At 30.9% G+C, this 12,343-nt stretch carries 13 protein-coding genes and 1 tRNA gene; 7 read left to right on the forward strand and 7 right to left on the reverse strand.

Annotation, left to right across the window (positions count from 1 at the left end; translation table 11 throughout):
- Window positions 1–75 precede the first annotated feature (75 nt).
- Both FRY74_RS03090 and FRY74_RS03095 read right to left on the reverse strand, forming a co-directional pair.
- A complete protein-coding gene (locus FRY74_RS03090; protein WP_170227927.1) occupies window positions 76–468 on the reverse strand; it encodes a hypothetical protein in 393 nt (130 codons plus the stop codon).
- Window positions 469–487: 19 nt separating this feature from the next.
- A complete protein-coding gene (locus FRY74_RS03095) occupies window positions 488–1,399 on the reverse strand; it encodes a GyrI-like domain-containing protein (protein ID WP_147098497.1) in 912 nt (303 codons plus the stop codon).
- A gap of 132 nt (window positions 1,400–1,531) precedes the next feature.
- Between FRY74_RS03095 and FRY74_RS13050 the strand changes: the two genes are divergently transcribed.
- Together FRY74_RS13050 and FRY74_RS03105 are read left to right on the forward strand one after the other, a co-directional pair.
- Window positions 1,532–2,554 carry a M23 family metallopeptidase gene (locus FRY74_RS13050; RefSeq protein WP_147098499.1) on the forward strand — a complete coding sequence of 341 codons (1,023 nt, stop codon included), beginning with the start codon at window positions 1,532–1,534 and terminating at the stop codon, window positions 2,552–2,554.
- Window positions 2,555–2,890 (forward strand): hypothetical protein, encoded by a 336-nt coding sequence (locus FRY74_RS03105; protein WP_147098500.1) that lies wholly within the window; start codon window positions 2,555–2,557, stop codon window positions 2,888–2,890.
- Here FRY74_RS03105 and FRY74_RS03110 read toward each other — a convergent pair.
- The 3 genes from FRY74_RS03110 to FRY74_RS03120 all read right to left on the reverse strand — a co-directional run bounded on the left by FRY74_RS03110 (window position 2,880) and on the right by FRY74_RS03120 (window position 6,122).
- A complete protein-coding gene (locus FRY74_RS03110; protein ID WP_147098501.1) occupies window positions 2,880–4,349 on the reverse strand; it encodes an OmpP1/FadL family transporter in 1,470 nt (489 codons plus the stop codon). The genes FRY74_RS03105 and FRY74_RS03110 overlap by 11 nt on opposite strands.
- A 24-nt stretch (window positions 4,350–4,373) precedes the next feature.
- Entirely contained in the window at window positions 4,374–5,699 is a 1,326-nt protein-coding gene (locus tag FRY74_RS03115) for a hypothetical protein (RefSeq protein ID WP_147098503.1), read from the reverse strand.
- Window positions 5,700–5,774: 75 nt separating this feature from the next.
- A complete protein-coding gene (locus FRY74_RS03120) occupies window positions 5,775–6,122 on the reverse strand; it encodes a hypothetical protein (protein WP_147098504.1) in 348 nt (115 codons plus the stop codon).
- Between the two features lie 86 nt (window positions 6,123–6,208).
- Between FRY74_RS03120 and proS the strand changes: the two genes are divergently transcribed.
- The 5 genes from proS to gap all read left to right on the forward strand — a co-directional run bounded on the left by proS (window position 6,209) and on the right by gap (window position 9,999).
- The gene (gene proS, locus FRY74_RS03125) at window positions 6,209–7,681 is read left to right on the forward strand and encodes a proline--tRNA ligase (RefSeq protein ID WP_147098506.1); all 1,473 of its coding nucleotides are present in this window, start codon (window positions 6,209–6,211) and stop codon (window positions 7,679–7,681) included.
- Between the two features lie 11 nt (window positions 7,682–7,692).
- A complete protein-coding gene (locus FRY74_RS03130) occupies window positions 7,693–8,388 on the forward strand; it encodes a hypothetical protein (RefSeq protein ID WP_147098508.1) in 696 nt (231 codons plus the stop codon).
- A 63-nt stretch (window positions 8,389–8,451) separates the two neighbouring features.
- A tRNA-Glu gene (locus FRY74_RS03135) sits at window positions 8,452–8,523 on the forward strand.
- Window positions 8,524–8,645: 122 nt separating this feature from the next.
- Window positions 8,646–8,897: a 30S ribosomal protein S20 gene (gene rpsT / locus FRY74_RS03140; RefSeq protein WP_147098510.1), complete on the forward strand. Its 252-nt coding sequence runs from the start codon at window positions 8,646–8,648 to the stop codon at window positions 8,895–8,897.
- 112 nt (window positions 8,898–9,009) lie between these two features.
- Entirely contained in the window at window positions 9,010–9,999 is a 990-nt protein-coding gene (gene gap, locus FRY74_RS03145; protein WP_147098511.1) for a type I glyceraldehyde-3-phosphate dehydrogenase, read from the forward strand.
- Here the strand turns inward: gap and aroA are convergent.
- A complete protein-coding gene (gene aroA / locus FRY74_RS03150) occupies window positions 9,996–11,231 on the reverse strand; it encodes a 3-phosphoshikimate 1-carboxyvinyltransferase (RefSeq protein WP_147098513.1) in 1,236 nt (411 codons plus the stop codon). The genes gap and aroA overlap by 4 nt on opposite strands.
- Window positions 11,232–12,311, reverse strand: coding sequence for a 3-dehydroquinate synthase (aroB, locus tag FRY74_RS03155; protein ID WP_147098515.1), 1,080 nt, complete (start codon window positions 12,309–12,311; stop codon window positions 11,232–11,234). It lies immediately after the preceding gene.
- Between the last annotated feature and the right edge of the window lie 32 nt (window positions 12,312–12,343).

Genomic DNA, 12,343 nt, shown 5'->3' on the forward strand with positions numbered 1-12,343 from the left:
AAGTTAATTTCTAAAGTTAACATTTTTTTAAAGATATAATAATATATAAAATTGATCTTACTTGTACTCCTATTATTACTTCTTTCGCTCTATAACATAATGAGTTATAATTAAAGACTCTCCTTTAAGTGAATAAACATCCACTAACCTCCAGCCATTAGATTTTAAGGTATTGAGAACAGATACTATAGAATTCATTCCATTAAAGCCTTTAGATATAACTTCGGCACCATTATTATTTCCAGTAAACACTGCTAAACGAGCTAAACTAGAAGTACTTCCATCAGTTGTTCTAAATTCATCTTCGTTATTTAGTCTCACTTCCAAAATAGCATAATCACCTTTCTTCGTTAAACTTTTTAACTTACTTACAATATTTACTTCATTATCTTGAGCAAATGAAGCTATTGAAGTGAAAGCACAAAAAATAAGGATAATTATGCTTTTAATTTTAAAAAATTGCATCATAAATCAAAGGTAATTTAAATTATTGAATTGGAAAATTGATTTGTGTTTCCCATTTTTCTGGATTTGCTTCTACTGCTGGATCTGTAACATAAACTTCCCAAGGAGGACCAATTACCTGAACTTCATTTTTCCTCATCCATTCATTAATACTAAAATATGTTTCAGGTATCCTTTCATAAACACCATAGTGAGTAGCTGTTACATAATTACCAACAGGAATATAGTTTAAATTAACCCTATCTGTAAAAACACCAACTGAATCTTTTAACTGAATTCCAGCTTCAATATCCACTATAGTATCTGACCAATAATGATAAATAACTAATGGTGCTAAATCAGACACAACATTATACTGATCCATAAATTCATTAATTTCAGCATAAAGTTTTCCATGAATATTACTCATTTCCATTTGATTCACTGTATCGCGAATAGAAAAATACCATTGTTTTTCTGCTAAAAATTGTTTTGAAACTTTTCCGCTATTAATTTGAGGAAGATTTTCCGTATAATTTTTTAAGCTAATTAATTCTTCCTCTAAATTTTTCATTAACAATTCCTCAACAAACAAACCTCTAAATTTTGCAAATGGATTAAATCCAAATGAGGATTCAATCTTCCATTTCAATTCAACTTCACTCTCTAATTCGTTTAATGAAAGAATCTCTTTAGTCTCATTATCACCAATATCAGTGTTATACTCAACAGCTTGTTTAGTCTCATTATTTCCTAAAGTATAGTTTTTATCAATCCAAACAGACCATTTAACTATGTTTTCTAAATTAATAAGTTGCTTAAGTAATAATTCGGGCTTAGTCTTTATTAAAATTGATTGTTCTACTTTAACTGACGAAGGCAAAAAAAGAGATACTAAAAAGACTAATAAAAAGAGAATAGCAACTACAAATGTTAATCGTTTTATATAATTCATTTACCACAATAATTTATGAGTATAAAAGTAAAACTTATAAAATTAACCAGCCCTAATAAAAAGAAACTATTTGTTAAATTTTAACCAAGAAAATATTTTTTTATTACCTTGCTCATCCTTTGGATGAAAAAAATGAAACTTTTATTTAAAATATCATTGTTTTTTTTATTGAGCTTTTTTAGCTTTCAGACAAGTTTATGTCATAATAATTCTGATGAAACTAAACACAAAAAAGACACTGTTTCGGCATTAGTTATAAACCCAAAAAACCCTTTATACGCCAACCTATCTAACCTTTCAGGAAATGAAATCATAAATTTAATAGACTCATTACTTGATGAAAAGAACTTACCACAAAATCTTATTAAAGAAATAAACGATTACGCTGAAAGCAGATTACTTGAGCACGATTTTTACGTTTCACTAACTAATTATTATGAAGATTCTCCTATCCCATCAAATTCAATGTATGGAAAGTGGGACACAAAAAACATTTTACCTTACGATGAATCGATTACGAAAAATGACTCTTCATTAACTTTAACTTTAGTTGACACTTCTAATTTCTGCAATTTTGTTGCTCCAATTCAAGATCCTGTAGTGACATCAAATTTTGGATGGAGAGATGGTAGAAATCACAATGGAATAGACTTAGACTTGCAAGTTTGGGATCCTGTTGCTGCTTCTTTTGATGGTATGGTTAGAATAGCTTTACATCACCCAAATTATGGTAGAGTTGTGGTAATAAGACATTATAATGGGCTAGAGACTCTATATGCTCATTTACACCGACTAAAAGTTAAAACGGGCGACATTGTTGAGGCAGGTCAAATCATTGGTCTCGGAGGTAGTTCTGGACGCTCAACAGGAAGTCACTTACATTTTGAGGTCAGATTTAAAGGAAAACCATTAAATCCAAAACATTTAATTTCATTTAAAAAGAACACGTTAATTAGCGACTCTCTTGAATTAACAAAGCGTAAATACAGTTACACAGCTCTTCCTTTAGGTATAGAATATCATACTATTGCTCGTGGAGATTTTATGTATAAAATAGCCAGTAGATATGGAATTAGTGTTGATGAACTATGCTCTTTAAATGGAATTAACAGAAATAAAGTTTTAATCGTTGGCAGAAAATTACGTATCAAGTAAATGATAAACATCACAAATTACAACGAACACCCTACCAGAAAAGCTTACACTATTTTTCATTTTTTTAAAACCGAAAGAGCAAATTATTTCAAGGAATTATTAATCGAACAAAATATTTGGTTTGAATCTGAAATTGAAGAACAACCAGAAAAAACAATCTATTTTTTTGGCATTAAAAACAGAGACCTCAAAAAAGTAGAACGAATTAATTACCTAGTCAGTGCAAGATACAGGAAGCCAACAATATCTAATAGATACTTAAGTTGGAGTCTTTATGTTTTTGCAATTTTAGTTTTTATACTTGCTATAATGGGTTATATCAATACTAAAACCTAAACCCTAAAGTAAAAGTAATATAGTGATTTCTTAAATCTGTAGACGCAAAATCAGATTGACTCTCTACAATTGTTGTTTGGTTTTTTTGCATTTTTAAAGCATAAGCAATATCAAAATAATAATCATCTTCCTTTATTCCTGCTCCAATTGAATACGTACTTGAGCTATTATCAACATTAAACGAATTTTTTAATGGATCTCCTTGATAACGATATCCAGCTCTCAACCTAAAGGGGTCTAACCTCCACTCTGAACCAACTCTAACATTTTGTGTTAATTGAAAATTATTTCTAACACTTTCATTTTCATCAGAAAAATTATACCCATCTGTTTCATAACTATTATCTGCCTTTAAACGACCAGTTGTATAATCTACTAATTCATAATCAACATTAATTACTCCATAAGAGCCTACAATAAAAGCGGCGCTACTAATAAATCGATATGGAGTAGTCATTATATAATTATAAGTTCCATAAGGTGTTGAATACTCATAAATAGTTCCATCTTTCATTTCTGATTGAATTGTAGAATTATAATCATCCGATAAAGCATATACAGTTGGTGTATGAAATGCCAAACCTAACCTTACCCAATCTGTTGCTTTATAAATCATTCCCAACTTAAAGTTAAAACCTGCTCCAGATGTTTTCACATAATCACGCATAGTAAATGATTTAAATTCGCTCAGCGTATCACTTTCGCTTACCGTCTCTGTATAATTTTTATCATAAACATATCGAATTGTTGGTATACCAAATGAGGCACCTAAAAACAATTTATCAGCATAATTCCCTCCAAAAGCAAAAAACATCTCACCAGTTCCTCCTCTTGTCTCATACGTTGTAAATTGTTCGATATCAGTAGAATTAACAAATACATTGTCATACTGTAAAGAATCTCCTGCAATTGGATTTACTAAATAGGTTTGATAAGGCAAGTTTGCTGTAAATGGATAGCTATATTCTATATCTCCATCAAAAGTTCCTCCATTAGCATTTAACTCATCAGTAAATTGAGTTAATAAACTTTGATTGGTTTCTCCTTTAGCAGAAATACTTGTATTAAAATTATTTGTTCGATTATATCCCATTCCAAAACTAGCACTTTGCCAATTACCAACACCATCAAAATTTACAACCAAACCAATATTCGAAAAATGAAAATTCAATTTTCCATCATCTATTATATTACCATCCAATTTGCTTTCAGAAAAATTATAATGAAAAGCAGGAGTAAAAGAAATATCCGAGCTTTTATAAACTCCTATAGCTCCTGGATTAACACTTATTGAAGACATATTTGCTCCTAAAGCTCCAAAAGAACCCCCCATTGCATTAAACCTAGCATCTCCATGGTATTCAACATTAGAATATCTTAATACATCAAATTCATTTTGAGCTTGAGCAAGATTTAATCCACCAAGCATCAAAAAAACTCCTATTGCTAATTTTTTCATCTTCTTCTTTTTTAATACTTGCAATTATCTTGGTCTTCTTCCTGAACTACTTCCTCCTCCAGAGCTACCTCTATTATAATTACCTCCCGACGGCCTACTATATGAGTTACTTGGTCTCGAATAGTTTGTGTTCGTTTTTGGTTTATTATACGTCGGTTTTGTTGCAGGCTTTGTATATGTTCTTGGTTTAGAAGCACCATTATTACGAGGCTGACTATTTCCTCCATTATTAATTGTTCTTGGCTTATTATAACCAGATGGACTTCCTGTATTTCCTGTATTAATCCTAGGCTTGTTATAATTTAAATTATCATTAGTTCTTGGCCTTGGAGTCGTATTAGGAATAGTTCTAGGCTTATTATATCCGTTATTACCACTATTCGTATTTGTGGAAGTTCGTGGAATTACTTTTGGAGAGCCAGCTGTTCTTGGCTGTGAATAAGTATTCGAATTTGTAGTTCTAGGTTTAACTTGAGTTCCGTTATTTACAACTCCTGTTCTAGGTCGAACTGAATTTGTATTTAAGTTATTCGACTTAACAGCTGCTTCATATTTTTCTCCAAACGTTCTTCCTTTTCCTATTGAAGGTTTATTAGATGTTGAAGGAGAAACTATACTTGAACCACTTGGACGTGAACCTTTTCCATAACCTGAATAACCTGAGCTCCCCCCTCTATGACCATAATAATGACTATTTCGGTCATAACTATTGTAGTAATTATTTGCATAATAACCATTATTAAACCCATGATTATATCCATTCCAGTAAGAATTTCCATAATAACCAAAGTTATTAAAACCCCACCCCCAAGAATAACCTCCATACCAACCTGAATTCCATGACCAACCAAAATTCCAATTCCAAGGTCTTGGATTCCACCATCCATAACTAGTGTATAAGCTAACTCCGTAGTTAAATGGATTATTATCATACCAATAATAATTTGTGTAACAATCATCATAGTAACTATATCTAGCGTAAGGTCTGTGAAACCTTCTTATTCTTGAAGAATATTCATAATCATAATACTCATTAGAATAATCATAATTATCACCACTATAATAATTATTTGTTACTCTTAAATTACCATCCTCATCTTCATAATAAGTAGTACTATCAGTAATACCCATTCGTTCATTATATCTATCTTGAGCTTCTTGTTCGATGGAATTTGTATAATAATCAGTTGCTGTAGAATACTCATCATCTGAAACTTTTTCATCTACAGGAGCTATTACTACTTCCTTATTCTTTTTTTTGCTCGATGGATAAAAATCGTCTTGAGCAAAAACATTACCTATTAATAGCAAGAATGCTAATGGTAATCCTATAATTTTAATTGTTTTCATAATCAATCCTCCTACTTTGTTAAACTTGGATATTTGTTAATTTTCTGTTAAATAACCAAATACTATGCCAAAACTTTATTGCCAAAAGGCGACAACGATAAAGGCTGCATTAACAATTACATCAAAAAAAAATTCTGCAGCAAATTCAGCCCTATTTCTTCTTTGTTGTTTTCTTCTTTGCTCTTCAAACACTTCTTCTTCATCAGTAATAACTTCGTCATTATTTTCAATACTATTATCAAAATAGTCTCGCTCTGTTGTATATCCATCAATATTATTACTATCAGAACTAGCATAAGTATTAAAAATTACTGATGTATTGTTTTCTTTTGATGATTCATTGTAAAATTCATCCTGAGCAAAAACATTTTTACTCATTAAAAATAAAATGAGAACGAAAAAGAGCAGTTTAATTATATTCATTACAGTTAGTTTATAAAAATCGATTAATTTTACCAATCTTAAAATTAAGGGTTAACACTTAATTGCAATAATTATACCTAAAATAAATGGCAAAAGATTTCACATCAAGAAGCGAAGATTATTCGCAGTGGTACAACGAATTAGTAAACAAAGCTGACTTAGCTGAACATTCAGCAGTTAGAGGATGTATGGTAATTAAACCCTATGGCTACGCTATATGGGAAAAAATGCAAGCTGAATTAGACCGAAAGTTTAAAGCAACTGGGCATCAAAACGCTTACTTTCCTTTATTCATTCCTAAATCATACTTAAGTAAAGAGGCTGACCATGTTGAAGGATTTGCTAAAGAATGTGCTGTAGTAACTCATTATAGATTAAAAAATGCTGAAGATGGTAGCGGTGTTATTGTTGATCCAGATGCTAAATTGGAGGAAGAGTTAATTATTAGACCTACTTCTGAAACCATTATCTGGAACACATACAAAGGGTGGATTCAGTCTTATAGAGATTTACCTTTATTAATTAATCAATGGGCAAATGTTGTAAGATGGGAAATGAGAACTCGCTTATTTTTAAGAACTGCTGAGTTTTTATGGCAAGAAGGGCACACAGCTCATTCTACTAAAGAAGAAGCTATTGCTGAAACAGAACAAATGTTAGATGTTTATGCTGAATTTGCCGAAAAGTTTATGGCTATGCCTGTAATTAAAGGTGTAAAAACAGCGAATGAACGATTTGCTGGAGCATTAGAAACATATTGTATTGAAGCTTTAATGCAAGATGGAAAAGCTTTACAAGCTGGAACTTCTCACTTTTTAGGTCAAAATTTCGCAAAAGCATTTGATGTGAAATTTGCTAACAAGGAAGGTAAACAAGAATATGTATGGGCTACTTCTTGGGGTGTTTCCACTCGATTAATGGGTGCCTTAATTATGACTCATTCAGATGATGAAGGTTTAGTACTACCTCCAAAACTAGCTCCTATCCAAGTCGTTATTGTTCCAATATATAAAGGAGAAGAGCAACTAGCTTTAATTTCTGAGCACGCTAACAAAATTAAAAGTGAACTTGAAACCAAAGGAATTTCTGTTAAATATGATGATAGGGATACGCACAAACCAGGTTTTAAATTTGCTGAATACGAATTTAAAGGTGTTCCTGTAAGAATTGCAATGGGACCTAGAGATATTGAAAACGGAACAGTAGAAGTTGCTCGTAGAGACACTAAAGAAAAAGAGACTTTACAACAAAAAGACATAGCTAATAAAATAGATCATTTACTTACAAATATTCAAGAAAACCTTTACCAAAAAGCAATTGATTTTAGAGAAGAAAATACCTTTAAAGCTGATTCATGGGTAGAATTTGAAGAACACCTTAGCAAAGGTGGCTTTATAAGCGCGCATTGGGATGGAACGCCAGAAACAGAAGATAAAATAAAGGAATTAACAAAAGCTACCATTCGTTGCATTCCCTTAAACAATAAGCTAGAAGAAGGTAAATGCGTTTTAACTGGGTCTCCATCTAAACAACGTGTAATTTTTGCTAAGGCATATTAAATTTTAACCAAATGGCAGATAAAAAATCACCAAAAGAGTTAATTATTGATGTATTAAAAGAAAAAGCTTGTTTAAAACAGAGCGTTTTTAGACAAACCACTGATGTATTTAACGAATTTAAAGTTGAAGCTCAAAAACTTGCAGAAGAGTTAAAAGATGAAATGTGCAAGGTTGACAATAATGTCGTTTTAGACTTTACTGAAAAAGGTGATTTTGAATTTCATATAAAATTTGGGGGTGATATTTTAGTTTTTTATATGCATACCAATGTATTTGAGTTTCCAAAAAGTCATCAAATATGGACCAATTCATACTTAAAGGACAATCCTTTACGATCTTACTGTGGAATGATAAATGTTTACAATTTTTTATCTGACTCCTTTAAATACAATAGAATAAATGACACAGGCTACTTAGTTGCAAGATGTTTTATAAATAACGAAAAACATTATTTAGTAGAAGGAAAACGTCAACTAGGTTTTTTATACAACGACTTTGCAAATGAAACAATTAACAATGATAAAATTAGATCAATACTAGAATCTACTATTTTATATTCAATGGATTTTGATTTACTAACCCCTCCTTATGAAGCCATGAAAGAAGTTAGTGTAATGGATATTATTGAAGTTACAAATGCGATAAAAATTAAAACTGGTAAAAGATTAGGCTTTAAGTTTCAAGTAGATAGTAATAATATTGAATAATTTTTAATAAAATATTTGTAGGTAAATTAAAAAATTATAAATTTGCACTCCTTTAAGGAAAAAGGCCCGTTCGTCTAGGGGTTAGGACGCCAGGTTTTCATCCTGGAAACAGGGGTTCGATTCCCCTACGGGCTGCAAAACCACTTCTTTAACGAAGTGGTTTTTATTTTAAAAAAAGACAACAAATTGTTGGAGAGTAATATTTTTTCAATACATTTGCAGTCCTTAAAAAATTAAGTATATAAAAATTATAAGTTATGGCTAATCATAAGTCGGCATTAAAAAGAATAAGACAAACAGCTACGAGAACGTTACGTAACAAGTATCAACACAAAACAACTCGTAATGCAATTAGAGATTTAAGAAACTCTACTGACAAGAAAGAAGCTGAAGCTATGCTTCCTAAAATTTCTTCTATGTTAGATAAGTTAGCTAAAAGAAACATTATCCACAAAAACAAAGCGGCTAATGTGAAATCAAAATTAACTAAGCACGTAGCTGGATTATAATATTAACTTTATTTAAAGTTATTAAAGACCTACAATTAATTGTAGGTCTTTTTTTGTTTAAAATATTTTTTGGCATTAGCAATTGATTAACTTTGGTAAAAAAGGTAATATTATGATTAGAGTTGCAATAAATGGTTTTGGTAGAATTGGGAGAACAGTAACTAGAGTTATTCAAAGTCATTCAAATATAGAATTAGTTGCCATTAATGATTTAACTGATGCTAAAACTTTAGCACATCTTTTAAAATATGATTCTGTTCATGGTCGCTTTAACGGAACTATTGATTCAAAAGCTAACGAAATCATCATTAATGGAAAATCTGTAAAAATTATAAACGAAAAAGATCCTGTTAATTTACCTTGGAAAGATTTAAATATCGACATCGTAATTGAATCAACCGGAAGATTTTTAACTAAAGATTTAGCTCAGGCACACATTTCTGCTGGAGCAAAAAAAGTTATTCTATCTGCTCCTCCAAAAAGCGATGATGTTTCTACAGTTGTTTTAGGCATTAATGACGATATAATTACAGGAAAAGAAGAAATCATTTCTAATGCTTCATGCACAACAAATGCAGCAGCTCCTCTAATAAAAGTATTACACGACTTTTACCATATCGAAAGTGCCTACATTACAACTGTTCACTCATATACTGGCGACCAATCATTACACGATTCTCCACATAAAGATTTAAGAAGAGCAAGAGCTGGAGCTTTATCAATTATACCAACAACAACTGGTGCAGCTAAAGCAATCACTAAAATATTTCCTGATTTAGATAATAAAATTGGCGGATGTGGTGTGCGAGTTCCAGTTCCAAATGGCTCCTTAATTGATATTAGTTTAAATTTAAAAGAAGACACCACAGTTGAAGCTATTAATCAGAAATTTAAAGAAGCTTCTGAAACTTACTTAAAAAGTGTTCTAGAGTATACTGATGACCCTATTGTTTCGGTTGACATAATTGGCAATACTCATTCATGTATATTTGATTCTCAATTAACATCTATTACTGGACATATGGTTAAAATTATGGGGTGGTACGATAACGAAGCGGGTTATTCTAATCGATTGGTAGATTTGATTATGAAAATAGCTTAATTTGAAAAGCTAACTTTCTCTAAATCTTTCCAAAAATCAGGATAGGATTTTACAACCACATTTTCATCATTAATAGTAATTGGTGCTAATAAAGCTAATGGTGCAAAAGCCATTGCCATTCGGTGGTCGTCATAGGTGTCAACTGAAACATTACTCCATTTGTTTAAATTTTTGGTTTTCTCAGAATAACGATTAATAATTAAATCATCTCCATCTACATCTAAATTATAACCTAATTTAGTTAACTCTTGTTGTAATGCAAAAATCCGATCTGTTTCTTTTATACGTAAAGTTTTTAAACCTCTAAACTTTGCTTCTAGATTTAAAGCAGCACAAGTTACTGCAACTGTTTGAGCAATATCAGGACAGTTTTCAAAATCAAAATCAAAAGACGAAGCAATTGGGTGACAAAGTGATTTTGACAAACGAATTCCATTTTCAACAAATGAAGTTTCTACACCAAATTTTTCATAAATATCTTGCGCAACTGCGTCTCCTTGTAAGCTATTTTTTGAAAGTCCATATAAATTAACCTCAGCTTCATTTGCTAAAGCAGCTATTCCGTACCAATAAGAAGCAGAACTCCAATCAGCTTCTACAACAAAATCTTTAGCTCTATATTCCCCTTCTTTTATTTCAATAGACTCTTCCTCCCAACTAATATCTACACCAAAATCTTTCATAATTTCAAGCGTCATATTAATATAAGGCTTTGAAATTAGCTCGTTTTTAAATTGAATTTTTAACCCGTCTTTTATTTTTGGAGCAATTAACATTAATGCAGAAATATATTGACTACTAACTCCGCCATCTATTTCAATTTCATTTCCAGTAATAAATCCACCGGTAATTTTAAGTGGTGGATAACCTTCATTTTTTAAGTAAGATATTTTAGCCCCCAAATCTCTCAGTGCATCAACCAACACTTTTATAGGACGCTGCTGCATGCGTTCAGAACCTGTAATTATAAACTCTCCTTTTTTTAATGCTAAATAAGCCGTTAAAAAACGCATAACCGTTCCAGCATGACCTACATCAAAAAATTGCTCTTCATTATTAAACAGCAAATTATTTAATGTAACCGTATCTTTAGCTGATGCTAAATTTTCAATTTTAAAATCATCAGCACACAACGCTTTTATAATCAACACCCTATTACTAACACTCTTTGAAGCGGTTAAATCAATTGTGCCTTTTATACTTTTAGTAGAATGTGATAAAGTAATAGCCATTTATAAAACTGAGTTGTAATAATTAATAGCATCAATTATTTGAGTAAAATCAGCCGAATGGTTGATACTACCTTCACCAATCTTATTTAGCAAAGTAAAATTAATCTCATTGTTGCTATTTTTTTTGTCGTTTTTCATCAACTCTAATAGGTTATGAACCTTTGTGGTATCAATTTTATTTAGTTTGTAAAAACTCAAAATTGTAGCTGATATATCTTTTAACTCTTCTTCTTTCAATCCAATTATTTGGTTAGACAAATAGGCTTCTGCAATCATTCCTATTGCAATAGCTTCGCCATGCAATAATGGATTATCTGTAGTAAAAGAATATGTTTCTATTGCATGACCAATAGTATGTCCAAAGTTCAAAAGCTTTCTTTCATTCTTTTCTTTAGGGTCTTTTAAAACAATTTCGTTTTTAATTTGAATTGATTTACAAATCATTTCACTCCACTCCTCTCCATCAGATAACATTCCAAATTGCAAATCTTCCCAATATGCTGCATCACTTATTAAAGCATGTTTTAAAGCCTCTGCATAACCAGAAAGCATTTGTCTTTTCTCTAAGGTTTTTAAAAAATCTGGATACACAAACACTCCTTGTGGTTCATTAAAAACGCCAATCATATTTTTCATCCCATCTAAATCCACTCCTGTTTTACCTCCAACCGAAGCATCTATTTGCGATAATAATGTTGTAGGAATATTAATGAAATCTATACCTCTTTTATAAGTTGAAGCAATAAAACCACCCATATCTGTAATTACCCCTCCCCCTAAATTTATCAATAATGAATTTCGATCAGCTTCATATTCTGCTAATGTTTTCCATATTTGAAAACAGATGTCGATTGTTTTATTATCTTCTCCACTTTCAATTTCTATTATTTCGGCACCTTGAAGCAACTCAACATTTGAAATCAACAAAGAAGCACAATTTTGAAGTGTATTTTCATCAACTAACAAAAATATTTTATGATTAGCATAAGGCTGAAGCGAAATTGATAATACATCAAAGACTGCACTACCAACATAAACCTCTGTATTTGTTGTTGTAAATTTTTGTAGGTTTTCAATCATAAAACAAAATTGTGAAAATTATTAGTAAAAAT

Source organism: Vicingus serpentipes, assembly GCF_007993035.1.
Taxonomy (GTDB): domain Bacteria; phylum Bacteroidota; class Bacteroidia; order Flavobacteriales_E; family Vicingaceae; genus Vicingus; species Vicingus serpentipes.